We start from the raw sequence: 24,058 nt of genomic DNA, 5'->3' as shown, positions 1-24,058 counted from the left end.
TTTTTAAACCTATTTCTTCAGCGTCAAGCGCACGGGGCAGTGGTCTGAACCCATAACGTCCGGGCAGTGCGCGGCTGCTTTAAGGCGGTCGGAAGCCTCCTTATTCACCAGGAAATAATCCAGTCGCCAACCAATGTTCTTTTCGCGAACTCCGGGGCGATAGCTCCACCATGTGTAGTGTTCCGGGCCTTGTTCAAATTTGCGGAAGCTATCCACCCATTCAAGCTTATCCAGAAAGTGGGTCATCCAGGCGCGCTCTTCTGGCAGGAAGCCTGCGTTCTTCGTATTCGTCTTGGGATTTCGCAGGTCGATTTCCTTATGTGCAATATTAAAGTCACCGCAGATAATGACCTCTCGTCCTTTTTTTCTTAAAGCCTGTAAACGTTTTTCTGCCGCCGCACAAAACTCCAGCTTAAATGGCAGTCGTGTGTGTTCGCGCTGACTGTTGGGGAAATAGCTGTTCACCAGTGTGATGGAGCCAAAATCAGCCTCCAGCCAACGGCCTTCACTGTCGAATTTGGGAATACCCAAGCCAACGCGAACGTCGTCTGGTTCCTTGCGCGAATAAAGTGCCAACCCGGAATAACCCGCTTTTTCGGCAAAAGCCCACGAGGAATGATAGCGTGCAGGATGGTACAGAGTCTCATCCTTTTCGATCACATCGCTGTTGATTTTGATTTCTTGCAGGCAGACGATGTCGGCCTTTTCTTTCTCAAACCATTCACGGAAGTTTTTTCTGTGGACCGAGCGCAAGCCATTTACATTCCAGGATATCAGTTTCATGACCTTACAATGGCGTAATTGCTATGGGGAAGCAAGCGCGCTATAGTTCAGGGATGAAAATTTCGCGAATCCTTCATGCAGGCTACCTTCTTGAAAGTAAAGGGACTCAGATCGCTTTTGATACAATCTTTGAAAACCCGTTCAGTCGAAACTGCTATGCATTTCCGAAAGTGAGCTTTGATCAGGCTCAGATTCGGAAATTGAAGCTGGATGCGGTTTTCATTTCACACTTTCACGATGATCACTGGTCCTTGGACAGTCTGGCGCTGTTGGATCGAGAAACGCCCATCTATGGATTCTGTGTTTTTGATGAATTCTTTTCTTTGACCAAAAAACTAGGTTTTAAAGAAGTACATTCATTAAAACTCAATCAGCCCGTTCAGGTTGGAGGTTTTACGGTCACGCCTCGTCGTGCTTTGGATGAAGATGTGGATTCTTTATTCCAGATTCAGGCCGAGGGCTTGAATGTTCTTAATGTCGTGGATTCCTGGATCGACTACGACACGTTGGATCTGTTGGTGGCACAGGGCCCTTGGGATCTGATCATGTGGCCGTTTCAGACGATGCGAGAAATCGAAGTGCTTTCGCCCTCGCGCGCAGAACCCGCCTGCGGTGAACTGCCCCCAGAATGGATTGAGCAGTTAAAGCGTCTAAACCCCAAGTCCGTCATCCCCAGCTCCTGCCAGTTTCAGATGGAAGACTGGTCTTGGTATAACAAAGCCTTCTTCCCGATCACATATGCGCAGTTCAGGCATGAACTGGTGCAGGCGTTGCCCTCTGTAAAGGTTGTTAGGTTAGATCCCTCTTTGTCGATCGAGCTATCAAAGGAAAGTGTCTTAGCCGCAGCGCCCTTGCCTTGGATGTCGCGGCTGGCGACAGAAGAGGTGGATTACGAGTACGATGCCGAACAAGTTATTCCCAGCACGGCAGAAGTTGCGCAAAATCTTGGGCCCACGTCTGACGCGGTCAGGGCCCGAGTTCAGAACTACTGTCGATTTGAACTGCCGGAACGATACGGATCTTTGACCGAACCTGACGAGAACTATTTCGAGAAGCCCTGTCTGTGGCAGCTGTCTGTCTTTGACGACAAAGGAAACGCGGAAGTTTTCTGTTATCTAATTGAAGGTCGGAAAATTCGGCCAGCCACACAGGCGCAATGTGCGCAGTCCGTCGCATGGCAAACGGAAGTTCCTTTGGCTAAGCTGCATGCCGCCTTGGAGCTGGGGGAGTCTTTGACTTCGATGTATATGCGAATCAATGACGGCCCTGGCGCTCCAGAGGCAGATGTCATGCAGGATCCGCTGGTGCGTTGCCTTTTTGAAGGTCTCTTTGCAAGTTATCAAAAGGCGCAGTTAAAGGCTATGGGCATAGGGTAGGCACCCGGCCCTTGTTCAAGACAGGGTGCCAGCGTGTACATTCAATGCGTATGAGGAGCCTTGCTGGCGAAGTCCACCATTCCTTGGAAATCAACCAACACGACGGGCTCATTGCCGACGACCCAGGCATCGTGTCCTGGAGGAATCAAAGAGACATCACCAGGTTTGCAGATGATTTCTTTGCCATCGTCCATCTTGATGCACAAAGTTCCTGAAACATGATACTGGAAGTGAGGAGCTTCGCAGCTGTCGGTTTTTGCGATTTCTTTCACGGATGTGGACCAACGCCAGCCCGGTTGCAGGGTGGCTCGGCCGATGACGGCGTCACCAAAGTTAACCAACTCAAGTCTGCCTTTGGGGAAGTCGCGGACCTCGTCAGGTTTGGCGAAGTTCTTGGCCGACAGGGCCCCGATGACTTTGGCAAAGCTTGTGGTGGCGGTTTTTCCTTGAGTCTTTGCGGAAGATGTTTGCATAGCCATAATTGCCTCCTATACGGATCATACCCCTGTTAACCTTTGACGACGAGATGCGGTGTTGTTCTACAATGGACTTAGGTAAACTAGGTAGCGTCAGGGGAGCGACAAGATGAATCCAAAAGTTGAGATGATGACTTCGCTGAAATTAATGGGCCTAAAGACCACGCTTCGCCTAAGTCGAGAAGACCGAAATGACATGACTCAAGTTCCCGTACTTTGGCAGAAACTTGCTTCCCAACAGGGAAAGCTACAAAGGAAGAATCAAGAGCGTATGGCCTTGATCACAGGGGACCTTCCTTTGCCAGCTGAAGAACAGTCTGTCTATCATGCGCTTTTTGAAGTTGAAGAGTTTACTGACATCGAAGGATTTGTTCAGATGACTATTCCAGCGGGAAAAATTGCCAGATTTGTTCATGTGGGCCGGCCAGAGCTTGTCGGGCAAACAGCAATGAGGGCTTTGACCGAATGGCTTCCCCAGTCTGGGGAACTTTTGCGGGCCAATCAGGAACTTTTCATTTATCCTGCAGCCTATGATCGCACCAATCCAGATGCGACATTTGAGTACTGCCTGCTGTTGAAATAAAAAAAGGGCCTGACCGCGTGGATCAAGCCCTTGGAAGGTTCGGTTTCTTTAGAACTTACTTCGGTAAAAAGTTTAGATGTTTGAAGTAAGCCTCAGAAGCAGAGGATGTGTCATTTGAGTCGTGCTGAATTGTAATGGCCACGATTTCCATATCCTGGACATTCTTATCAGGGAATGCACGCTTTAAGTCTGCAGCCAAGTCACGTTTGTAGTCTTGTATCTTGCCCAGCATGTCTGAGTTGTTTAGCAACAACTGTTTTGCTTCCGGCAACGTCGCGACAACTACGTTCTTGTTGGAGTACCAGTTTTCAAAGATATCGCCCGCTTTGCGGTTTTCACCGGCCACGGCACCTCCATAGTAGTAGCCAAACAAGAAGACTTTGTCGTTCTTGGCGTCGATCACGGTTCTGTCGCCGTTCGCGCGACCGTCACGGATCGTGAACCACACCTGGAAGGCTGAATCATCTTTGCCAGTTTTACCTTTTACCGGATCAGCTCCCACAACATCTTTCGTTACTGCCAGCTTCAGACTCATCTCCGGGAATTCCACAGGAGAGAATCTGTAAGCCAAGCTCGTCATGCGGATGGAGTTGTTTTCACTCTTCATCAAGGCCCACTTGTTGCCTTCATATTCGTATTCCGCAGTGGCATAACCAAAGTTTTTGTTGTCATCCAAACCACCTGGAGAGCGGGACTCATAGTTGAACTGGTGATCCATGCGGAAGTGAACCATGTTTTTATGGTCGTACACGATACGGATACCTTCTGGCATATTTTGGCGGGTCACGGGATTGACTTTGATGCCAGCCATGACATCCCCAAGCTTCGCTACATCCAGAACTTGGTAGGGATCATAGCGAAGACCAGATTGAGGCAATTTCACCTTCACCTCATAGTTATCTGCCGGATCATTTAGTTTTGGCAGAACCTGACGGGAAAGTTCGTAGGTATTGCCGTAAGGGATCAGCTCGACTAAGTGTTCCTGTCCCACACCGAGCTGAGCAACTATTCCCGGGCTTTTCACACGGTAGTATCTTCTGTCTTTGAAATAGTGAGCATTGGCCGCTGATAAAATCACCTGCGTATTCCAGTTGAAGTTGTTTTCGTCGTTGCTGATGTCTAGTTCCGCCAAAGTATTCACAAGACCTTTCATGAATGCTTTTTGGTTGAAGCGGGAAGACAGAATACCTGCCAAGTGATCCGCATGAATGGTACCCAGATCCACGGCTTTCAAATTTGCCGGGAACTTGGAGGAAGACACCGTCACAACGCCGTCATTGTCCTCGTCGAACTGACCAATGAGCTTCGTCGCTTTCATGAAGATATGGGAATCTTCTGGAGCGCTTTCAAAAGTCACAGAGAAGTAACGGGTCAAACCAGTCAAAGAGCGCTCGTTTTTTCTCCAGAATGCATCCATGGCTGTCGGGGTGATGGATTTGGAGGCTGTTTTTTCTGTTTGGCAGATCTCAGGTCCTTGTTTTTCGGAAAGGGCTGAAACCAGGGCAAACGGAACGTCTGTGGTGTTCAGGATGCTAGAGCCATGCAGGGGGGCCGCGATGGAAACCATCCCTTTCACCGTCATAGAGATAAAGTTCGGAGCTTTCAGGAAAGCGTGCAATGTATCCACGGCCCCTTTGGAGTAGCTGAGGAACAGATACTTTGGGGCTGCGTGACCACGCTGAGTGCGTGCTTTATAGTCCTGGCGCAGATAATTCAGAATGATGTCAGCATTCACTTCGGCGCCACAAGTGCTTTCCACGGGTGGTTGAATCACACGCAAACCCATCTCGTCGCTCAGGGCTGAAAGCCCCAGACTGAAGATCTCTTTGTCGAAGATGCTGTTATAGATGCCCGGTACATAAACGATCGTCAGGTCTTCCAGTTTTTGGTTATAGATCTTTGTCAGCGGTGTCGGATAGATTCGGCCTTCCAGGTCCGCTTCCTTGATGGCTTCCTTCAAAAGACTTTGCGCAAGAGACAATTGTCCTTTGGAGTCCGCTTTGGTCAAAGCTTTGAAGGATTGATTGGTATTCTTTTTATCAGAAACCCATTTGCGGGCAAACTGCATGTCGCGCGTTTCAGGCAGGAATGGCTTTTCTTGAACCACGATGGAGTTTTCCAGCAGATAAGGCAATTGATACATCTTCATGACAGCGCGTTTGGCCGGCAAAAGAATTCTTTTGATCGTATCGACAATATCACTGTCTGCGCCATCGAGGTTGACGTTCTGAAGATCCAGATTGGCCGTTTTCTGGTCTTTCAAAAGACCGACTTTCTCTTTTACTTTGGCGATGCGTGGATCATTCATCAGATTTTCAACAGAACCCGCTGTCAGGACAGCGTCAGTCACTGCACCGATGTCCTCTGGGGAAATCATCGTCGTGACATCAAACTTGGAAACGTCAAAGTTCATTGGCGACATGCTGCGCCCGGAAGGATCTTTGAACGGATCGAATTTAAAGGCTTCCATGAAGCTTTTCATTTCAGATACCAGGAAGTAAGGACGTGTATCGGCCACGAATTTGGTCAAGTGGCGGAAGATGCGTTTTTGACTCAGGTCCTTGGCGTCAGTTTGAATGCCCTGGCGAGAATTGGTAATGACTTGTTTCAGGGCCTCCTGGCCAGAATCGTTGTGTTTCTTGACGGCATCAGCAAAGAGATCTTTTGCGGACACCCCGATGAAGGAAAGAATGTCTTTTGAGCGGATTTGGCCGGGAACTTTGCGTTTTGTTGAAGCCACCAGACCGTAAGAAGAAGCCGCCGTCAATGAGCCGTGAGTGCGGTACATCTTCGTGAAGGCCCCCAGGGAGTTCTGGATAAAGTGACCGTCTTTCAAAGTCAGGATAAAGTCCGGGAAATCAAAGTTTCTTTCAGAGGCAGATTCGATGATACGATACAGAGCATCCGGATAAGGTGTCATGTCAGAGGCTTTCATGGCCTCGTTGGACGTGATGGGCTTGGCAAGCGTTGTCGTGGAATGCAGCGCTTTGGCCAACTGCAGGGGATTGCCAGTGACAGGAAGATAGAAGTAAAGGTCCTTTTTCTTGTCGTATTTAACTTTTGCTTCACCCGTTTGAGTGACCACAGTCATCAGGGTCTCAGAGGAATTGTTGCGGTTGATGTAGACTGCCATGTCGAACCAGGATTCTTTGCGGAATTCAGAAATCAGGTTCTTCATGTTGTTACGATCTTTAAGATAAACCGGAGCCCAGGTGCCCAATGCCATCAAAGGCATGGTCACGTCTTTGTCAGACTGAAGCTGTTGCACGGAGTTGAGGCCGGCACGCTCGACGATTTTGTGAACGTCAATGCCGATGAGTTCCTGTTCTTTTTTGCCTTCCTGGAAGCGTCCGATATTTCCGTGGTCTGACACCAGAACCACTTCCACGTCCTGACCTTTTTCTTTGAAGGATTTAATCAGGCGTTTAACCTCTGCATCCAGTGTTTTTAGGATGGGATACAGACGATCCAACTGGGTGTGTGCGGTGGAATCCACGGCGCCGATGTAACCTGTCATGAATTTCTTGGGTTTTGCTGCCAACAGATCATCCATCACTGTTTTGACTTCCAGTTTGGGAACTTCTTCTGTCGGGAAGTACATCAAAGCTTCAACATAAGGATTAAAGAAAGCATCGAAGGCACCCATGTAGTACTTTGGGAACGCCAGACGACGATAGTAGTCACGGGGATCACCCTGAACTGATTGAGACGATTCATCAAAGTAAGTGGCTTCGACGGATTTGATTCGGCCCGCAGCTCCGAACAGATTGGCGGTATCAGTGACCACCGACCAGGACAAGTCCGTCATTGAAGGGAATGGAGCGATGTGGGCGCCGGCACTAGTGAACTCTTTAAAAAGTCCCTGTCTTTGTGCTTCAAGAAATGCGAAGTAACTGAATCCATCCACAGCCAGAACAACAGTTTGAACCTGCTGTGCCGCCGGTGCTGCCGCCTGAGCTTTCTTCCAGGGAAGGTCGAACGCCTGAGCCGAAGGCGCACAAGCCATTGCAATCACACTGGCCGCCAGACCCGCAGTAAACAAGCGAACATAGGCAGATGGACGTTTCATAGATCCTCCAAATAAATTTGTCTCACTATGAATAGAGGCAAGGTCGGTGCCAACCGAGCCGGAGGATTTAGGGCTATAAACGACTATATTCCTTTGCAGACCAAAGGGAGTGTCTCATGTTGAGAGGGTGACATTTCTGAGAAGCCGTTGTCTAAAACTTGCGTTCCATGGTTACAAACGCTGTTTTATCCCCGAACAACGTCATTGTGACCCGAGTGGACTTTCGGGGGTTGTCGGATCGGTAAATTTCATACTCCACCACGGCCAGGTCTGCCATAGAAGGGTTTTTGTCGTAGAGATACTCTTTAGGTACAAAAGTGGAAGCGGCAATGATTGCTGCAAGATGCTTGTTGACGCCTTTGGATCTTAAATAGGTGTCAGCGAGCTTGATAAAGTACCCGTGGCACCAACGGTTTGAATAGTCATCATGGATATGTCGGCGTGAGCAGGCGGCTCCATTTGGATCACCATCCATCGCCAGAACGTCTTTTTCCGTAAACCCGAAAACTCGAACAGGCTGTTGTCGGGGATCTTTGGGGGCGGTCATCACCACCATTCGTCGGTCAGGAGCTGTGTTAATACTGTAAGAGACGGAGCGTTCATAGGTTCGGCTTTGCTCTAAAATGGCCTGACGGATCTGGGGTTCTAAAGAGCTCCAGCTCAGCCGTTTGTCGGAGGTTTGACCCGTGGAGGTCACGTTCACATCATAGACGACGACATCACCAGCGGCTTTGGCAACCGATGAAAGATTTAGAGTCATAAGCAAAGCAAAGATTGATTTCATAAGCATCTTTCCTATTCGGAGATCGGAATGATGCAAGCCCAGGGCCAGAGAGTATAAACATCTGTTGTTGTTTAATTGGAACTGCGGGCAAGAGCAGTGTCTATAAGCCGATGGAGCCAGCGTGGATTGTCACGACAGGGGATTTACTATTACGAAATTGTATTGATCCAAGCGTCAACAGAAGGGGCGTATCTGCTGACGATTTCGTGAGTCCAGAGGGCGGTGATCGCGCCGGCAAAGATATCCATCGTCCAGTGCGCTCTTAATAACAGAACTGCGACCACTTCAAAAATGACAACCGCGCAAGCCAAAGCCATAAAGAAGGGTCCGCCAAGTTGGGCAATCTCCAGTGCTCCCAAAACTGCTAAGGCGGTGTGCCCGGAAAAGAAAAGATCGTTGGAAACTCCATAGGTCACAAAGATCGATGGGACCCCAGGATCGCGCCAGATCATGCCTTCAGGGGTTGGTAAAACAGTGACGGCTTGATTGATCTGTCGCAAGGTGAACAGTACCAGCAAAGCCAACAAAGGGCGAATGCTGGGTCCCAGCAGTGTTTGCGCAATCAGATAGATACCGACAGCATCGATCACCAGAGAGCTGGAAATCAAAAGTCCGTTGGCCACTTTGGGGGTGCGGTTCAGATACTGGCTCCAGCGATCGGTCAGAACATGGAAATAGTCGCCGATGCGATCCTTGAATGGCATCTGACGCTGTCCCAAAAGCTTTTGAGTGAAAAGCCACAGTCCCACGGCAGCAACGGTCAGTCCAATTTTTATGGCGATAGTCATGCTTTTAATCCTGAGTTGATAAACTGACTTACTTGATCCAAAACCCACTTTGGATCGTCCAGAGTTAGATCATGTCCTGCTTCAGGATGTCTGACCAGTGGTACATTCCATTGGCGGGCGATTTTTTCAGAACATTCAGGATGAACCACGCGATCTTTGGCGGACGAAAGGACCAGAACCGGAGCCGGTGGTTCCCTTCGTTGGCGTATCTGAGTCGCCAGACCCAACTGCCAAAGGAAGTTCGCAGGCCGCACGGGCAGTTCCCGGCTGCGTGCCCCCCAATGCTTGGCAAGTTCGCTGACGGATTCCTGCGGCGTTTGCGTGGTCGTCATACGAAGGATCATTTCTTCACGCTTATGCAGATCTTTTTGCAGGGCCGACTGGAAAATGCGCCCAAATGAATAAGGCGTCATTCTTTTATAGAACGGAGAGTTGTTCAGGCTTGAGTTAATCAATATCACGGCCGCGACTTCATCGTTGTGGCGGTGAGCCCACTCTAAAGCCAGCATTCCACCCAATGAAAAACCAAAGAGAATCTTTTTGCCATCTGTGGGGGCTTGGTCACGCAAAGCTTGGATATTCTTGGATAGGCTTAAAGGAGTTTTGTGACTATTCAAGCGGCCATTGCCGAGGATGTCGGCGGTGTGAAATTGGTCCAGAGGAAAACGTTCTTGCAATTGGGGAAGAAAGTTCCACCAATGGTAGGACTCGCTCATGATCCCTCTAATTAACACCCACTGTCTCTGCATGCGAACTTAGACCCTCTTTCCCGTCCTCAAGAAATAGTCGAAGTCTGCTGGTGGGTCAAATCCACAAGGGCTGCGTCAAAAGCGTAGCTTTTGACAAAGCTTCTGTCTGAAAATACAGCTTAGACAGTAAGGGGAACGACCATGAACACAGCGACATTTTATCACGAGGCACAGACTTTCCTTGAGCAGATTTTTGCAATGCTTGTGGCGCAGAAGGTGGTTCTTGAGAAACACTGGCATATTGATCACCTTTGCTATCGTGCTGCCTCACTGCAGTCCTATGAGAACTTTAAAAAGTCTTTCGCAAGTTTTGCTGATTTGTTGATTGAAAGTGATGTCAACGGTCGCCCGATTGCCACTTACAAGCTCAGAAAGTCCGTGCATTTTGAGGGCTGGAGCATTGACGTTGTCGAACTGCCAGCTCCCAAGCCAGGCAAGGTAACGATTGAAGGCTTTGAACATCTGGAAGTGGTCAGTGATTTGACTTTTTCTGAACTGAAGGAGCGCTACCCTCATTGTGAGTTTAACGAATCAGGCCTAAACAAAGATTTCAATCAAGAGCTGGAGATCAATCTGGGGGCTCTTGCGATCAAGTTTCATCCGTTGTCTCTGGAATCCGTTGTTCGTCTTGAAAAGAAGTCCTCAGTTTATAAAGCAATCAAAGAATCTCAGGTGTTGAAGGTCTTTAGGGCCTATGACCCGCGTATCGTGGGCACCTTTCCTTTGGATTTGGATGTGCCTGGATCAGATGTGGATATCTTGCTGTCAGCCGCAGACATGGATTCTTTGCACAACAACCTTCAGCAGCATCTGAGTTCTTATGCTGATTTTACTGTGAGGCGAACCGCTGTCAGTGGCGTGGATTCTCTAGTTGCCTCTTTTAAGTTTTATGATGTTCCCTTTGAAATCTTCGCACAGAAGACCCCCACGGCTCATCAAGCGGCAAACAGACACTTTCTTGTTGAAGAGCGTCTGCTGTGTCATGGTGGGCCGACGTTACTCAGAAAAGTTCAAGGTCTTAGAGGCGATGGACTTAAGACGGAACCTGCATTCGCAGCGGCCCTGGAAATCAAAGGGGATGCATATGCAGAGTTGCTGTCTCTGCAACAGTTGGGCGAGAGCCAGCTGAGGGCTCTTCTTTGTTAGAACCACTTCTTGTGCTCAATGATCAAACAGCGGTTTGAGACCACTTTGATTCCGGCCTTTTCCGCGCGTGCTTCGGCTTCCGGATTGGAAATCCCGAGCTGTAACCACAAGACCTCGACGCCGCCCACTTCAAGAACTTCATCAACGACATCGGGAATTCGATCGGAACTTCTGAAAACGTCCACGAACTTGCGATATTCAGGTGGAACGTCTTTCAGTGAAGAATAAATTTTAAAACCGCCTACATCATGGGCTTTTGGGTAAGTCCCGACAATGTCCCACCCGTGATCTTTCATGTAGGCCGGAACATAGTGGCTGGGTTTTGTGGTGTCGGGACTGAGTCCATAGACGGAAAACTTGCGGTATTTTTCCAACAGGGCTTTGAATTCATGGTCTTGAACATTCATAGACACTCCTTGCTTGATCTACCTTAGAACACCACAGAGCCATTGAAAAGCCAACGCCAACTCAGTTGCGTCCCTTTTGGGTCTGACTTAATTCTTTTTCTCTGTCAGGAACACCAGGAAAGCCAGAGTGGGCATTGCTAAGCCCACCCATGATGTCAGATTCCAGCCGCCATAGGCATATGCCCAGGCTCCAAGTGTCGAACCAATAGCGCCGCCAACAAAAATGGTTGCGATAAACAGCCCATTCAGGCGACTGCGATATTCAGCCTGCAAAGAGAAGATCGCCCGTTGACCCAAAACCAGATTCGCGGTGATTCCAGCATCCAGCAGAATGGCCGAAACCACCAGGGCGGCCAAGGCCGCCTGTGAACCGGCAGTAAAAATATGACTCAACAAAAAAGATCCGGCGGAAATCAGCATCGCCGCTTTTGTGGCTTTTTGACTCCAGCCTTTGTCAGCCGCCCAGCCTGCTAAGGGCGCGGCAATGGCGCCCGACACGCCCACTAAAGCAAAAACGGCAATGGCCGTCTGGGACAGATTGAAGTCGGGTCCCGCAAGCAGCAAGGGGCTGGCTGTCCAGAACAAGCTGAAGGCGCCAAAAAGAAAAGCCTGATAAAGGGCCCGTCGCCGCAGAATAGGAGTCGTCAGATAAAGACGCCCCATGGATTTTAACAAAGCCCCATAGTGCAGATCTTTGTTCGAGGGAGGGCGCGGGGGCAAGACCAAATAAAGCACGACACCTAAAACAGTCATCAGAAAGGCGGACAGAACAAAGACCGCATGCCACGAGAACAGATCCGTCAGCAAGCTAGATGTTGGGCGGGAAAGCATAATGCCGATCATAAGGCCACTCATCAAGCTGCCGACAACCTGACCACGTCGTGTTTCCGGGGCGAAGTGGGCTACGTAAGGAACAATGATCTGAACCGTTGATGCGCCCAAGCCTGTGGCGAACGCGGCGATAAAATAGGGAATCAACTGCGTTGCAAAAGCCAGCCCAAGAAGTCCCAGAATCGTCAACGCGATCATCGCCATCACAAGGCGACGGTTTTCCAGCATGTCCCCCAGGGGAACCATCAGCAACACCCCCAAGCCGTACCCCACTTGTGTGAGTGTGACGACCAAGCCCGCTGCTTCGGGTGCTAATCCAAGAGCCTGGCTGATCATGGCGACAATGGGTTGCGCATAATAAAGATTGGCAGCAGTGATACCAACAGCTGCGGCAAGAAGAAGAACCAAGCCTCGGGACAGGGGAGATGAGGAAGACGATGTCATAGAAACTATAACTACGCCTGTCCGACAAGACGGGCAAGATAAGGTTTTGCTTTATCCCTTTTTCAATTTGAACGCGACTTCGTCTCGGATCGTCTGTTTGTGTTCACATCCGATTCGCTTTTTAGTTAATTGTTTTAAGCGAATATTTTATTAAATATTATCGATTTTCAAAAAGACTGAGCCTTTAGTAGTTTATTTAAAAGATCTGGAGGTAAAGAATGAAATGTCCAACCTGTAAAGAACCGAATCTTGTGATTTCCGAGCGCAAAGGAATTGAAATTGATTATTGCCCCGAGTGCCGTGGAATTTGGCTGGATCGTGGAGAGCTGGATAAAATCATTGAACGCTCACAAGAATTTGAAGCTAAGAAGGAACAGCCTTCCTATCACCAGCCTCAGTCGGGTCCTTATCAGCAAAAGCCCTATAAGCGGAAGTCATTCCTGGAAGAACTGTTCGACTAGACGGATGCTTGAAAGTCCAGTGCTCTTTTGCACAAGGGCTTTCTTTAGCAAGCCTTAGCAAGGCATTTTGGCAAAGCGAACGAATCATCTACCTGTTCTGATTCGGCATTGGTTACCTTGGCGGTGAAGAAAAGATTAACCAACGCTCGAATCACAGGAGGATGATATGCGTGTCACAACAGGCTTACTTTTAATTTCTTTCGCACTCGGCGCATCACAAGGGGCACAGGCTTTTGTGATGACCGATGCAATCACACCCCCCGTATCTGTTCAGGGGCCGATCACCCCTGAACATGATGATCCACAACCTCCGGGTTGGTCCGCCTGGTCCAGCATCGGAGGTGTTGGAACCTCTGACCCGGCTTCGTGTTCACGTAGTGGCTATCGCACAGATCTTTTTGTACGAGGCACAGACAATGCTCTTTGGTATCGTGCATGGAATGGAACCTCGTGGGGCTCCTGGAAGTCTTTGGGAGGCTATCTCACCTCCTCACCGGCGGTCGCTTGCTGGGGTTCCAATCGTATCGATGTGTTTGTGCGAGGCGGAGACAATGCTCTTTGGCAGCGCACCTTCCGCAATGGAGCTTGGCAACCGTGGGTTTCTTTGGGCGGATTTTTGACTTCGGGTCCGGCGGCAGCAAGCTGGGCGGGTGGACGATTGGATGTCTTTGTTCGTGGTGGCGACAATGCCCTCTGGCATAAATGGTTTTCTTCCGGTGCTTGGTCGGGTTGGGAATCGCTTGGCGGTGTTCTGACATCGGACCCCGCAGCTGTGTCCTGGGGCGCGAATCGTATTGACGTCTTCGTGCGCGGCACAGACAACGCCCTTTGGCACCTATGGTATGCGGGCGGTTGGTCGTCCTGGGAATCCTTGGGTGGCGTCTTGACGTCATCGCCGGGGGTATCGTCATGGGGAAATGGTCGTCTGGATGTGTATGTGCGAGGAACCGACAATGCTCTTTGGCATAAGTGGTTCCATGGTTCATGGTCGGGGTGGGAATCCTTGGGTGGAGTCCTGACTTCGGGGCCTGATGCAAGTTCTTCGGCGAAAAATAGAACCTTGGTGTTTGTGTTGGGGACAGACAACGCAGTTTGGTATCGTTCTTACAAACAGTGAAAATAAAAAAGCTCCCCGGAAATATATCTGGGGAGCTTTTTTTTTACTGACCGGGCATCACGAAGTGCAGCTGTGCTCCTGGTCCCAGGGGCAAGCCCAGTAAAATCCAGGCAAAGAGCAGCAAAGACCAGAAGATGGTGAAGGCGATGGAGTAAGGAAGCATCAATGCAATCAAGGTGCCGATGCGAGCCTTCGGGTCATACTTATTGGCGAATGCGAGAATCAGAGGGAAGTAAGGCATCAACGGAGAAATAATATTCACCACCGAGTCCGCCACACGATAAGAAGCCTGAGTCAGTTCCGGGGCAATACCCAGGAGCATGAACATGGGAACAAAGACCGGAGCCATCAGGGCCCACTTTGCGGAGGCGCTCCCCAGGAACAAGTCCACCACACACGTCAGAATGATAAAGCCAATCATCAGAGGAATGGCGCTTAAGTGCATGTCTTTTAGAACTTCTGAACCTTTCACAGCCAGGATCAATCCCACGTTCGAGGAATTAAAGAGCGCAATAAACTGAGCGGCGAAAAAGACCATGACCAAATAAGGCGCCATGGTGGCCATGGATTCCTGCATGGCATTGGTCACATCAGATTGGGATTTAAAAGTCTTGGCAGCAAATCCATAAGCGACACCTGTTAAGGCGGCCAGGAAAAAGACCATGGGAATAATACCCATCAGGAAAGGGGAATTTAGCAGGGAGCCGTTTTGAGCATTACGCAAAAACCCAGTCTCGGGGACGGTACCCAGAAGAACCAGTGCGATAAAAACAAAGAAGACAATCCCGGCCCAGCGCAGGCCTTTTCTTTCATAGGCATTCAAAGGTTCTGGGGAGGTGTGTTCGGCAGAGCCCTTGTATTCGCCTAGGAACGGGATCGTGATTTTTTTGGCGACCAGGGTTCCCACGCCGATGATCAGGATGGACGACACGGACATGAAATACCAGTTCACAACCGGAGTCACAGTGTATGCCGGATCAATGATTCGTGCGGCCTCTTGCGATAATCCGGAAAGAACTGGGTCCGCCACACTGAGCATAAAGTTGGCGGCAAAACCTCCGGAAACACCGGCAAAGCAAATGGCCAAGCCCGCCAAGGGATTAAGACCGGCGCTATGGAAGGCCATGGCTGAAAGTGGAATTAGCAAAACATATCCGATATCCCCTGCGGTGTGGGACATGATCCCCGCCAGAAGAACCGCTGGTACCAGAAGTTGTTTCGGGGATTTTAAAACCAGCAAACGCAGCAAAGCCCCCAGCAAACCACTTTTTTCAGTCAGGCTGAATCCCAGCATTGCCACCAGCACGGTGCCCAGCGGGGCAAATCCGGTAAAGTTCTTAAGCATATCGGTCAGCACCATATGCAACCCCTGCACAGACAGCAGGTTGACCGCGGTGATTGTTTCTTTCTTTACGGGATGAACAGCTTCAATACCCAGACCGCTGATAACGGCAGAAAGCAGAACCACCAGGAACGTGAGAAGTAGGAACATCAGAGCAGGTTGTGGCAGCGCATTTCCCGCTTTTTCAACTTTCAGCAGAAACTTATACAGTGGACCTGACTCGATAGAATTTTCCGAATTCGACATGTGACTTTTCCCCCTCACGAAAGTATAGCTTAAAGAAGCATCATGCAGGCAACCACGGAGTTCTCAGAGTCCCCTCGGAATGACATGAGGCGTTTCCAATGGAGGAAAAAGCCTAAAACCGCCCCCAAGGACCCGAATCGGCCGGTGATGTTTTCAGGGCGAGAATAGAATCTTGTCGAACTCGGACGGCAAATGTATTAGTTTGTTCCTATGGAAAATACGAATTGCTGTGTCTGCCAAAAGCCGAAAGCCACCCTTCAGTGCGGAGCTTGTAAAGAACCTGTCTGTAAGAAGTGTGCGCAGTTTTTAGAAGAAGGAAGCTTTTCGTTCTTGAAAGAGGTTCCGGAGTTTCTATCTCATGGGGCTTATTGTGGTCCATGTTATGATGCCAAGATTGTTCCGGAGCTTGGGACTTACAACGAAACCATGGAAGCGGCGAAGAATATTGCCGTCTTTATGAAAGACCAAAGCAAGGAAACCCGCAATTTTTCCCGCAAAGAAGCGGCTTTAAAGGTCGTGGACTGTGAGGATCGTGAAGAGGCTTTGTTGCGTCTGGCCTTTATGACGGTGAAGGCCGACTTTAATGCTTTGATTGACGTCGAGCTTTCTTATGAAAAAATTCGCTCTGGTGGGTCTTATAAAACCCACAAGTGGAGCGCCAAGGGAATCCCCACAACGTATCACAGGCGTCGCTAAAAAAGGGTCTTCGGTCGAAGACCCTTTTTACTTTCAACTACTGCACGGTGATCCAGACATTGTATTTGCCATACTGACGGACCAGGCGGTTGAAAATGTAACCATTGTCAGGATGCATGCGAATGCAGCCGTGAGATGCTCTGGTGCCCAGTTTGGACCAGTTTCCTTGAGGCGTGCCATGCAGAGCAAAGCCTCCGGTGATAAAGACCGCATAGGGCATATTGCCTAACCCCTTATAGTCTCCACCTGGATACTTTCTTGAGGAGTAGCGGTCATAGATACGACCATCCGGGTGTCGATCAAAATTGGGGGTGGTATAACCGGACATACCCGTCGACACCAACCAAGACCCCCGCAGACTGCCGTTGACATAAAGGTACATGCGCTGAGTGGACTTCACAACCTGCGCCCACACGGCACAGCTGTTGCGGAAGCAATTGGCAAAGCCGATGATCTCATCAATAAAGCTTTCTGGAAGGTGAGACGGTTGGCCCGTTTCTTCTTCGTAGATTCTATCGAATTCTTCCAGAATCTGTTCGATATTGGGATCAAAGGGGTTGATCTCTTCGATGACATTGGGTTCGTGATTTTTCATGCTTTCTATTGGCTCTGCTTGGGCCGTGCCGACTGTCAAAAATAGCAGAGCTGTGATTGCGCCTGTTATTTGTTTTAGTGTTCTCATGTCACACCTCATCCGTTGTGAGTTGTACTTGTCCTCATTGTACTTTGTGGGGACAGAAATCTAAAAAAATCAGCACAGATTAAGACATGTAACAGGTGAATTGTGATAGAGTGGAAAGACTTGGACACGGAAGTCGTGTTGATAAATCCGAGGTTTTTCGTATTGGGGAAGGATGCCCCAGCGTTTCGAGGTTGAGGGGGCAGTTCTTTTGGCACTAAAAAACTATCATGATCAGGCTGTCTATCGTCAGCACTGTCCCGTGTGCATACAACCGTTGAAGGGGTGCTACTGTCCGCACATCCAGCGTTTTGATCCTCACATCAGTTTTGTGATCCTGATTCACCCGATTGAAATGCGCCGAAGAATTGCCACGGGGCGAATGTCTTATCTTTGTTTGGAGAACTCTTACCTGATTTCCGGGCAGGACTATTCCGACAATGAACTGGTGAATGCGCTGATTTGTGATTCCGATAGGCACTGTGTGATCCTGTACCCGGGGCCAGACTCACAGAATCTTTCCCTGATGTCAGAAGGCCAGCGCACGGACCTGGTGCCAGCGGGAAAAAAGCTGACCGTGTTTGTGATTGATGGCACTTGGGCCACGGCAAAAAAAATGATGCGCGAAAGTCAGAATCTGAAGACTTTGCCACAGGTCTGCTTTTCACCGACAAAACCGTCAAGCTTCCGGGTGCGCAAGCAGCCCGCGGACTTTTGTTATTCAACGATCGAGGCGATTCATCAAACAATTGAGATCCTGGGTCACAGTCGGGGATTTAAGACCGCCCGAAGACAGCACGACAATCTGTTGGAAGTGTTTGATCTGCTGGTTGAACGACAACTTGATTATCTGCGGATGTCTGAACAGAAGAACGGGGCCTATAACTCTCGCCAGGAAAGAAAAAGGACCGTTGAAACAGAATCCTAGGCTTTCGAGTTGATCTTGGCCGCCAGGTACTCTTCGTAAGTGATGTGATTGTCGTACACAACCGAAGTGTCAATTTCGATAATGCGGTTGGCGACAGTCTGAATCAGTTCGTGGTCGTGGGATGTGAAGATCACCGTGCCCTTGAAGCGGCTTAAGCCCTCATTCACGGCCGTGATGCTTTCCAGATCCAAGTGATTCGTGGGTCCGTCCAGGATCAAAATGTTAGAACCAGCCAGCATCATCTTGGCAAACATACAACGGACCTTTTCGCCCCCGGAAAGAACCTTGGGCTGTTTCAGGGCGTCACTGCCACTGAAAAGCATTTTACCCAGGAAACCACGCAAGAACGTTTCATCTTTTTCAGTCGAGAACGGGCGCAGCCAGTCCACCAACGTTTCTTCATCCCCATTGAAGTATTTGGAGTTGTCCGTTGGGAAGTATGAAATGGAGGTTGTGATGCCCCAATTAAATGTTCCGGAGTCTGCTGCCATCTCGCCGGACAGGATTTCCAGCAAAAGTGTTTTCGCCAGATCGTTTCTTCCCAGCAAAGCGACTTTGTCGCCCTTCTTCAGAGTGAAGCTGACGTTCTTTAGCAGAGTTTCACCTTCCCAGGTTTTGGTGATCTTGTCGACGGTCAGGATGTCGTTACCCAGTTCGCGTTTGATATCAAAGCCAATGAACGGCTGTTTGCGCGAAGAGGCGGGCAGATCATTGAACTCAAGCTTTTCCAATTGTTTCTGACGGGAAGAGGCCTGTCGGGACTTGGAGGCATTCGCGCTGAAGCGCGCGATGAAGGCCTTAAGCTCTTCAGCTTTTTCGGCGCTCTTCTTGTTCTGATCGGCGCGCAGGCGTTGATTGAGTTCGCTGGACTGACGCCAGAAATCATAGTTTCCGCTGTATGTGGTCACTTTGCCGAAGTCGATATCCGCGATATGCGTGCAGACCTTATTCAGGAAATGACGATCGTGCGAAATCACGATCACAGTGTTTTCAAAGGTTTCCAGGAATTGTTCAAGCCATTGAATCGCATAGATATCCAAGTGATTCGTCGGCTCATCCAGCAGCAGAATGTCGGGGCGACCGAACAAGGCCTGCGCCAAGAGGACTTTGACCTTCTCGCCGCCGGTCAGTTCTTTCATCAGTTTTCCGTGAAGCTCTTCAGGGATGGCCAGTCCAGCCAGCATGACGGCCGCTTCGGATTCAGCTTCCCAACCGTTTAGTTCGGCAAATTCGGTTTCAAGCTCAGACGCACGAACCCCGTCTTCTTCCGAAAAGTCAGGTTTAGCATAAAGGGCGTCCTTTTCCTGCATGACTTTGTACAGACGCTCATTTCCCATCAGGACGGTTTTTAGAACAGGGAACTCGTCATAAGCATAGTGGTCCTGTTTCAGGATGGAAATTCTCAGGTCTGAGGCAATATGAACCTCGCCAGTGTTAGGCTCGATCTCCTTGGAAAGGATTTTTAGGAACGTGGATTTGCCGGCCCCATTGGCACCGATAAGTCCATAACAATTCCCCGGAGTGAATTTGACATTCACGTCTTCAAAGAGTTTTTTCCCGCCAAAACGCAAACTGACATTGGATGTGCTGATCATGAACAGAGGTCCTTTTGAAAGCTGTTTTTGTACGTGTTCCCTAAGAGAAACGCAACCCTTTACTGGGAACCCCTCTGGCCTTGGAAAAAAACTCTTGTTTCTGGCTTGAAAAGGACCTTTTTCGGGAGCTAAATTAAGGAATTGTTTAGGAGGAAATATGAGAACAATGTTGATGATGGCTTTGCTGCTGGCCGGATCGGTTGCAGGTGCTCAGACCGAAACAAAAGACTTTGATGCCAAGCTTATCCGGTCTTTGGAGCTGGAGAACATCAAAGGTTCTGTGAAGATCGAAGGCGGGCATGAAGACAAACTGGTCGTAACGACCGAAAAGATTGATTTTACCAAGTCTTGTGCGCTGGAGTTCAAACAAAAGGGCTCGGATCTGGATATTAAAGTTCATCGCAAAGGTGCATTTAAAAAGTCTGATTGCACGACAAACTTTACGATTCTGGTTCCTAAAGTGATCGATCTTGAAATCAAAAACGGTGCAGGGGATGTGACCATTGTGGGGACCAAGGGTGATGTTGACTTCAAGATCGGCGGCGGTCATCTAAGCATTGATTCTGACGTTCATGAACTCGAAGGCTCCAGCGGCAGAGGCGAAATCACGGTGAAGTCCTTAGCCGGGAATGTGGATCTGAAAATGGGATCTGGCACTGCAAAGATCACTTACGCAGTGGTGCCTGTTTCAGGCAAATTCGATCTGAAATCCGGCAGCGGCCTGGTGGAGTTAACAATGCCAGCGGATGCCAAGTTTACCACCAGCTTTATTTCTCCTGCAGGGAAATTAACTAATGAGATCGGTGAAACCTCGGATTCCAAGTTCAAGGTTTCTGTGAAATCGGGTGCCGGAAGCCTGCATATCAAAAAAGCACTCTAGTCAGCGGATAAGTGTATGGCCAAAAAAGTTCCCGTGGGCGTGATTGAAAAACTGAACAAGGTTTCCGCGGAGTCGGTGGCCAAACACACCGGAAAAAACTGGGATCAGTGGGTGAAAATTCTGGACACTCAGGGGGCCACCCACATGACCCACAAAGAGATCGTGGCCTTTCTGGGGAAGAAGTACAAGATCAAGCCGTGGTGGCAGCAGATTGTGACTTCGGCTTATGAAGTTCATATCGGACGCAAGTTTGAGGGACGTAATGCCAAGGGCGAGTACATGACCGCGGCCACACGCACTTTCTATGTCAGTGCCGATAAGCTTTGGGACCTGCTGGAGTCCCCACAAGGGCAGGCGGTGTGGCTGAAACCGTTGTCGCCGTTTAAATTCAAACCCAAAAATGTATTTGAAACAGAAGACGGTGTCTTTGGAGAAATCCGCACAATGAAAGAGGGCGTGCGTCTGCGTATGACCTGGCAGGATACAGATTGGCCGAAAGCGACCATTCTGCAGGTTTATCTTGGCGAACGTGGGGACGATAAAAGTATTCTGGTGTTCAATCATGAAAAGATCAAAGATGGGCGCACCAAGACAGTTTTGAAAGAACGCTGGTTGCAAATTCTTTCAGACCTGGCGGAGCTGACTCCGCCCAGAAGATCCCCAAAGAACAAGTAAGAACTACTTCTCGTAAAGGCGAGTACGGTCTTTGATGTAGATCATCAGAGATTCGCGCGTGATACCACGCTCGCTGACCTTGGTGTCGTCTGAAAGATAAGTGCTTTTTCTGAGCCAGTTTGTCACGGTGGATCTTGCTGACTTGGCCGTGGGAACAAAGCCCTGCACCAGATCCAGACACAGTCCGCGGGCCGCGCCGGCGGAAGGGCTCAGTTGGCGGGAGCTGAAGGGACTTTTTCTGGTCCATTTGTTTTCCAAATACAATTCGGGATAGATTCGATGTTCCATCTTCGCCCAGACATCACAGTACTCGGCATTGGATTGGCTTGAGTTCATCTGGTAACTGTAGGTCTCCATGGATTTCAAAAGCCAGTCTGTCATTTCCGGCTGAAGCTTCTCAGCAATCTCCTGGCGTGTTTTCTTAAATTTCAGAATTGATACGCGCAAAGCAGGGTCAAAGAGCGACTGCTGGACCAGATCCGGATACTGTTGCTGATTCTGTTTTTGCCACAGCAAAGTGGCTTCGAAGTTCACGCAAGCATCAAAGAAACTGGTGGGCATATGGCCTAGGACTGATTCATAAAAAGGTTTGCGGCAGGACTTAAGGATATAGTCCTTTTCCGCCGGAGTCAGACGATCCCCATTTTGATCAATACTTTTTTGATAGGTTTTAGAAACCGGGGCCTGCTGACAGTCCCGGTTGGAGGTGTACTCCAGCCCATCATGCACAAGAAGTTTGATCAGATTGTACTTGTCCTGGGACTTTTGTTTCAGCCAGGACGGGTTAAAGCGATAGGCCGTCAGACTTTCGGCAAAATCCTCAAAAGGATTTGTTTCACCGTAGCGAGAGACAAAGGGGTGGCCTTGTTTGGCTTTTTTGCGCAAAGATTCAAATTGGCCGTCTTTATTTTCCTTCCATCCGGAAATAGCCAACCAGCTTGCCGAACGGTCATAGTCCGAGAACTGATTGTCCGAATGGTTGTGGGCAATTTCATGGTAAAGAGTGTACTGGCGCATGATGGAGCTTTGTTCTGTCCAGGCATCGAAAAGCTCAATGGCGGCATTGGCGACAACGTTTCCGCCATCATCGCCGTAAGACGCACGAGTGTAACCTCGCTTAAAGCGAATCAGCTTTTTGTTGCTGCCAAAGGGAAGCTGATTCGGATGAACCAGCTCCAGCGTGCGAATCACATCGGCGATTTCTGCTGCCGTGAAAGGTGAGGCGTTGATAAAGGCGTAAGGGGATGTGTTGATATCAAACTGATCCATCAGATATAGCATCTGTGGACCCACCTCGGGACCAAAGATTTTTTGTGCGACACAAAAGGCCTTGTCGCAGGATGGACTGATCTTAAAGGCCTGCTGAAAGTTTGCCGGAGCTTCTTTGATTTTTTCCTCGGGGTCCGCCGGGAACAGCAGACGGCTCAGAGCCAGCACAAGTTCAGGTCTTTCATTTCGGAGTTCAATGCCGGAAATTGTATAGGTGCCTTCTTCAAAGCCGGGACCTAGAGGCAGGTTCTTGTAATAAGCGGCAATCGCGGCACTGGTTGTGGGAAGCTTGCGGCGGCAGTAGGCGTTTTGAACCTGCTTTTCGCTGGCGGCCCACCACGGAAGATTGTTATTGGCAGGGTGCCGGTGACTTTGCGAGTACGGCACAGGATGGTCCACGAAGGCCTTGTCGGGGTTTACCTTGGACAGATGAGTGCAAGCTGAAGTTGTAAAAACGAGAATGGTAAGAACAGAGGCAATAAACTTCACGGGTTATCTCCTGGAACGAAACGGGTGCAACAGTTCCTTTTCGGAGATAGGCGGACCGTCTTAATGCTTTGAGAGAGGAAATCTCAAAATAAGACGGTCTATGTGAGAAGTTCTAGAGGCTTTCAAAAGTTCCCTTTTCGCGGTTCTTGCGAACATTGGGAACGTGGAAGACCTGATTATGGAAAGAAATGTAAAACCCCGGTTGCAGAAGTTTTGCGGCAAGCAACGCCTCTGTGACATTCTGGGCGGCATCGCTGTCGTCAAAACCCATGGGAATCATGGCGCCGGTGAAAACCACCGGAACTTTCGGTGTGCCGATTTCTTTAAAGCAGTGTTCAGCCGAAACGTGCATGGTGTCTGTTCCGTGCAAAACCACAATCGGACAACCGCGTTGCATCTGATCGCGAACCGTGGCGGAAATCAGCGAGCGGTCTTCATCCGTCATGTACAAAGAATCTTTGCTGAGCAAAGGGTAGACGGAGATGTTCGTGTATGGCAGACGCATTTTTGACAAAATGCGATTCTTAATACTGGTGCCGCGATTTTCCAGGGATCCATCGAACTCATTATATGTTTTTTCGATAGTTCCGCCGGTCGTAATAATAACAACGTCTTGAATAGGTGTGCCCATGGTTAGCGATCCTATGTCAACTTTCCGGGACTGGCAAGAAATGCCAGAAAAGGGGTTCGTTGGGCGGAGCGTTTGAGGCTACCAGACATTGATGATATCGTATTCGCGAATCTGAGGGCCGGCTTCAACCACGGCCACTCCGCCACTTTTTTGATCCAGAAGAGCTTCACCCAAGGGACTGTTGGGTGTGATCACCTGGATGTTTTTTCCCTCAAAGGACACACTGACGCCGCCACCTTTGGCAAGAATCAGAAAGAAACTGGTTTTGCCATTGTGTTCGACTTCAATGACTGCGGAAGAGGAAATCGGATCGTTCGGCCCGAAAGATTTCAAGTTCACATGCTTTAGATGCAACAGGGCCTCTTCAATGTCGGCGATGCGTTTGGCCTGACCGCGGGCCAAATAAGACGCTTCCAATCCCCGGGTGTCATATTCATTTTCCGCTTTGCTTTCCTCATTAGTGGCGGCATCAATCGTGGCCTTGACGGATTCTTTCAGCGCAGCGATGTCGTTTTCCAGTTGTGTGCGGATTGTTTCAATCAGTTTTTTCTTGTCCACGTGATTACCTCAATGAGTTGCAGCTTTCAGTATCTGCTTTCACTGATGGGGTGGCA

At 49.4% G+C, this 24,058-nt stretch carries 23 protein-coding genes; 9 read left to right on the top strand and 14 right to left on the bottom strand.

Features of this window, described 5'->3' with window-relative positions:
• Window positions 1-9: 9 nt before the first annotated feature.
• The gene (locus ACZ50P_RS16155; protein ID WP_464132342.1) at window positions 10-783 is read right to left on the bottom strand and encodes an exodeoxyribonuclease III; all 774 of its coding nucleotides are present in this window, start codon (window positions 781-783) and stop codon (window positions 10-12) included.
• A 23-nt stretch (window positions 784-806) separates the two neighbouring features.
• On the opposite strand from ACZ50P_RS16155, the gene ACZ50P_RS16150 reads away from it, so the two are divergent.
• On the top strand, window positions 807-2,159 hold the full coding sequence (locus ACZ50P_RS16150; RefSeq protein WP_464132340.1) for an MBL fold metallo-hydrolase: 1,353 nt from the start codon (window positions 807-809) through the stop codon (window positions 2,157-2,159).
• Window positions 2,160-2,200: 41 nt separating this feature from the next.
• Here the strand turns inward: ACZ50P_RS16150 and ACZ50P_RS16145 are convergent, their stop codons facing one another.
• Window positions 2,201-2,638, bottom strand: coding sequence for a cupin domain-containing protein (locus tag ACZ50P_RS16145; protein WP_464132338.1), 438 nt, complete (start codon window positions 2,636-2,638; stop codon window positions 2,201-2,203).
• 106 nt (window positions 2,639-2,744) lie between these two features.
• Between ACZ50P_RS16145 and ACZ50P_RS16140 the strand changes: the two genes are divergently transcribed.
• Complete coding sequence (locus ACZ50P_RS16140) at window positions 2,745-3,218, top strand: GyrI-like domain-containing protein (protein WP_464118769.1); 474 nt, start codon at window positions 2,745-2,747, stop codon at window positions 3,216-3,218.
• Between the two features lie 55 nt (window positions 3,219-3,273).
• Here the strand turns inward: ACZ50P_RS16140 and ACZ50P_RS16135 are convergent, their stop codons facing one another.
• The 4 genes from ACZ50P_RS16135 to ACZ50P_RS16120 all read right to left on the bottom strand — a co-directional run bounded on the left by ACZ50P_RS16135 (window position 3,274) and on the right by ACZ50P_RS16120 (window position 9,608).
• The gene (locus ACZ50P_RS16135; RefSeq protein ID WP_464132336.1) at window positions 3,274-7,287 is read right to left on the bottom strand and encodes a hypothetical protein; all 4,014 of its coding nucleotides are present in this window, start codon (window positions 7,285-7,287) and stop codon (window positions 3,274-3,276) included.
• Between the two features lie 151 nt (window positions 7,288-7,438).
• Window positions 7,439-8,071 (bottom strand): hypothetical protein, encoded by a 633-nt coding sequence (locus tag ACZ50P_RS16130; protein WP_464132334.1) that lies wholly within the window; start codon window positions 8,069-8,071, stop codon window positions 7,439-7,441.
• Window positions 8,072-8,220: 149 nt separating this feature from the next.
• Window positions 8,221-8,859 carry a phosphatase PAP2-related protein gene (locus ACZ50P_RS16125; protein ID WP_464118766.1) on the bottom strand — a complete coding sequence of 213 codons (639 nt, stop codon included), beginning with the start codon at window positions 8,857-8,859 and terminating at the stop codon, window positions 8,221-8,223.
• Window positions 8,856-9,608: an alpha/beta fold hydrolase gene (locus ACZ50P_RS16120; RefSeq protein WP_464132332.1), complete on the bottom strand. Its 753-nt coding sequence runs from the start codon at window positions 9,606-9,608 to the stop codon at window positions 8,856-8,858. The genes ACZ50P_RS16125 and ACZ50P_RS16120 overlap by 4 nt, the downstream gene beginning before the upstream one ends.
• Before the next feature lie 141 nt (window positions 9,609-9,749).
• On the opposite strand from ACZ50P_RS16120, the gene ACZ50P_RS16115 reads away from it, so the two are divergent.
• Window positions 9,750-10,754 (top strand): VOC family protein, encoded by a 1,005-nt coding sequence (locus ACZ50P_RS16115; RefSeq protein ID WP_464132330.1) that lies wholly within the window; start codon window positions 9,750-9,752, stop codon window positions 10,752-10,754.
• Here the strand turns inward: ACZ50P_RS16115 and ACZ50P_RS16110 are convergent.
• Complete coding sequence (locus ACZ50P_RS16110) at window positions 10,751-11,161, bottom strand: CoA-binding protein (RefSeq protein WP_464118763.1); 411 nt, start codon at window positions 11,159-11,161, stop codon at window positions 10,751-10,753. The two genes, ACZ50P_RS16115 and ACZ50P_RS16110, sit on opposite strands and share 4 nt — an antisense overlap.
• An 87-nt stretch (window positions 11,162-11,248) precedes the next feature.
• On the bottom strand, window positions 11,249-12,436 hold the full coding sequence (locus tag ACZ50P_RS16105; RefSeq protein WP_464132328.1) for an MFS transporter: 1,188 nt from the start codon (window positions 12,434-12,436) through the stop codon (window positions 11,249-11,251).
• Between the two features lie 218 nt (window positions 12,437-12,654).
• Here ACZ50P_RS16105 and ACZ50P_RS16100 point away from each other — a divergent pair, with 218 nt between their 5' ends.
• On the top strand, window positions 12,655-12,897 hold the full coding sequence (locus tag ACZ50P_RS16100; protein ID WP_464132326.1) for a TFIIB-type zinc ribbon-containing protein: 243 nt from the start codon (window positions 12,655-12,657) through the stop codon (window positions 12,895-12,897).
• Between the two features lie 166 nt (window positions 12,898-13,063).
• Entirely contained in the window at window positions 13,064-14,014 is a 951-nt protein-coding gene (locus ACZ50P_RS16095; protein ID WP_464132324.1) for a PLL family lectin, read from the top strand.
• A 43-nt stretch (window positions 14,015-14,057) separates the two neighbouring features.
• Here the strand turns inward: ACZ50P_RS16095 and ACZ50P_RS16090 are convergent, their stop codons facing one another.
• Window positions 14,058-15,602, bottom strand: coding sequence for an AbgT family transporter (locus ACZ50P_RS16090; RefSeq protein WP_464118759.1), 1,545 nt, complete (start codon window positions 15,600-15,602; stop codon window positions 14,058-14,060).
• 210 nt (window positions 15,603-15,812) lie between these two features.
• Here ACZ50P_RS16090 and ACZ50P_RS16085 point away from each other — a divergent pair, with 210 nt between their 5' ends.
• Window positions 15,813-16,298 carry a hypothetical protein gene (locus ACZ50P_RS16085; protein WP_464132323.1) on the top strand — a complete coding sequence of 162 codons (486 nt, stop codon included), beginning with the start codon at window positions 15,813-15,815 and terminating at the stop codon, window positions 16,296-16,298.
• Window positions 16,299-16,335: 37 nt separating this feature from the next.
• On the opposite strand, the gene ACZ50P_RS16080 is transcribed toward ACZ50P_RS16085, so the two are convergent.
• A complete protein-coding gene (locus tag ACZ50P_RS16080) occupies window positions 16,336-16,980 on the bottom strand; it encodes a L,D-transpeptidase (protein WP_464132321.1) in 645 nt (214 codons plus the stop codon).
• A gap of 208 nt (window positions 16,981-17,188) precedes the next feature.
• Between ACZ50P_RS16080 and ACZ50P_RS16075 the strand changes: the two genes are divergently transcribed.
• The gene (locus ACZ50P_RS16075) at window positions 17,189-17,905 is read left to right on the top strand and encodes a tRNA-uridine aminocarboxypropyltransferase (protein WP_464132319.1); all 717 of its coding nucleotides are present in this window, start codon (window positions 17,189-17,191) and stop codon (window positions 17,903-17,905) included.
• On the opposite strand, the gene ACZ50P_RS16070 is transcribed toward ACZ50P_RS16075, so the two are convergent.
• Complete coding sequence (locus tag ACZ50P_RS16070) at window positions 17,902-19,500, bottom strand: ABC-F family ATP-binding cassette domain-containing protein (protein WP_464118754.1); 1,599 nt, start codon at window positions 19,498-19,500, stop codon at window positions 17,902-17,904. The genes ACZ50P_RS16075 and ACZ50P_RS16070 overlap by 4 nt on opposite strands.
• A 157-nt stretch (window positions 19,501-19,657) precedes the next feature.
• Here ACZ50P_RS16070 and ACZ50P_RS16065 point away from each other — a divergent pair, with 157 nt between their 5' ends.
• Window positions 19,658-20,380, top strand: coding sequence for a DUF4097 family beta strand repeat-containing protein (locus tag ACZ50P_RS16065; protein WP_464132317.1), 723 nt, complete (start codon window positions 19,658-19,660; stop codon window positions 20,378-20,380).
• Between the two features lie 15 nt (window positions 20,381-20,395).
• Entirely contained in the window at window positions 20,396-21,055 is a 660-nt protein-coding gene (locus tag ACZ50P_RS16060) for an SRPBCC domain-containing protein (protein ID WP_464132315.1), read from the top strand.
• 3 nt (window positions 21,056-21,058) lie between these two features.
• On the opposite strand, the gene ACZ50P_RS16055 is transcribed toward ACZ50P_RS16060, so the two are convergent.
• The 3 genes from ACZ50P_RS16055 to ACZ50P_RS16045 form a co-directional block, all read right to left on the bottom strand.
• Window positions 21,059-22,813: a hypothetical protein gene (locus ACZ50P_RS16055; RefSeq protein ID WP_464132314.1), complete on the bottom strand. Its 1,755-nt coding sequence runs from the start codon at window positions 22,811-22,813 to the stop codon at window positions 21,059-21,061.
• Window positions 22,814-22,925: 112 nt separating this feature from the next.
• Window positions 22,926-23,444, bottom strand: coding sequence for an asparaginase domain-containing protein (locus ACZ50P_RS16050; RefSeq protein ID WP_464132312.1), 519 nt, complete (start codon window positions 23,442-23,444; stop codon window positions 22,926-22,928).
• Between the two features lie 78 nt (window positions 23,445-23,522).
• Window positions 23,523-24,002: a hypothetical protein gene (locus tag ACZ50P_RS16045; protein ID WP_464118748.1), complete on the bottom strand. Its 480-nt coding sequence runs from the start codon at window positions 24,000-24,002 to the stop codon at window positions 23,523-23,525.
• Window positions 24,003-24,058 lie beyond the last annotated feature (56 nt).

The sequence above is a fragment of the Bdellovibrio sp. CKG001 genome (assembly GCF_055397465.1).
The sequence above is the reverse complement of the archived record's forward strand: the minus strand, read 5'-3'. Positions and strand labels throughout refer to the sequence as shown.

Excerpts from the sequence above, each read along its gene's own strand:
- ACZ50P_RS16155 (WP_464132342.1), bottom strand. The coding sequence starts at position 783 with ATGAAACTGATATCCTGGAATGTAAATGGCTTGCGCTCGGTCCACAGA.
- ACZ50P_RS16150 (WP_464132340.1), top strand. The coding sequence starts at position 807 with ATGGGGAAGCAAGCGCGCTATAGTTCAGGGATGAAAATTTCGCGAATC.
- ACZ50P_RS16145 (WP_464132338.1), bottom strand. The coding sequence starts at position 2,638 with ATGGCTATGCAAACATCTTCCGCAAAGACTCAAGGAAAAACCGCCACC.
- ACZ50P_RS16140 (WP_464118769.1), top strand. The coding sequence starts at position 2,745 with ATGAATCCAAAAGTTGAGATGATGACTTCGCTGAAATTAATGGGCCTA.
- ACZ50P_RS16135 (WP_464132336.1), bottom strand. The coding sequence starts at position 7,287 with ATGAAACGTCCATCTGCCTATGTTCGCTTGTTTACTGCGGGTCTGGCG.
- ACZ50P_RS16130 (WP_464132334.1), bottom strand. The coding sequence starts at position 8,071 with ATGAAATCAATCTTTGCTTTGCTTATGACTCTAAATCTTTCATCGGTT.
- ACZ50P_RS16125 (WP_464118766.1), bottom strand. The coding sequence starts at position 8,859 with ATGACTATCGCCATAAAAATTGGACTGACCGTTGCTGCCGTGGGACTG.
- ACZ50P_RS16120 (WP_464132332.1), bottom strand. The coding sequence starts at position 9,608 with ATGCAGAGACAGTGGGTGTTAATTAGAGGGATCATGAGCGAGTCCTAC.
- ACZ50P_RS16115 (WP_464132330.1), top strand. The coding sequence starts at position 9,750 with ATGAACACAGCGACATTTTATCACGAGGCACAGACTTTCCTTGAGCAG.
- ACZ50P_RS16110 (WP_464118763.1), bottom strand. The coding sequence starts at position 11,161 with ATGAATGTTCAAGACCATGAATTCAAAGCCCTGTTGGAAAAATACCGC.
- ACZ50P_RS16105 (WP_464132328.1), bottom strand. The coding sequence starts at position 12,436 with ATGACATCGTCTTCCTCATCTCCCCTGTCCCGAGGCTTGGTTCTTCTT.
- ACZ50P_RS16100 (WP_464132326.1), top strand. The coding sequence starts at position 12,655 with ATGAAATGTCCAACCTGTAAAGAACCGAATCTTGTGATTTCCGAGCGC.
- ACZ50P_RS16095 (WP_464132324.1), top strand. The coding sequence starts at position 13,064 with ATGCGTGTCACAACAGGCTTACTTTTAATTTCTTTCGCACTCGGCGCA.
- ACZ50P_RS16090 (WP_464118759.1), bottom strand. The coding sequence starts at position 15,602 with ATGTCGAATTCGGAAAATTCTATCGAGTCAGGTCCACTGTATAAGTTT.
- ACZ50P_RS16085 (WP_464132323.1), top strand. The coding sequence starts at position 15,813 with ATGGAAAATACGAATTGCTGTGTCTGCCAAAAGCCGAAAGCCACCCTT.
- ACZ50P_RS16080 (WP_464132321.1), bottom strand. The coding sequence starts at position 16,980 with ATGAGAACACTAAAACAAATAACAGGCGCAATCACAGCTCTGCTATTT.
- ACZ50P_RS16070 (WP_464118754.1), bottom strand. The coding sequence starts at position 19,500 with ATGATCAGCACATCCAATGTCAGTTTGCGTTTTGGCGGGAAAAAACTC.
- ACZ50P_RS16065 (WP_464132317.1), top strand. The coding sequence starts at position 19,658 with ATGAGAACAATGTTGATGATGGCTTTGCTGCTGGCCGGATCGGTTGCA.
- ACZ50P_RS16060 (WP_464132315.1), top strand. The coding sequence starts at position 20,396 with ATGGCCAAAAAAGTTCCCGTGGGCGTGATTGAAAAACTGAACAAGGTT.
- ACZ50P_RS16050 (WP_464132312.1), bottom strand. The coding sequence starts at position 23,444 with ATGGGCACACCTATTCAAGACGTTGTTATTATTACGACCGGCGGAACT.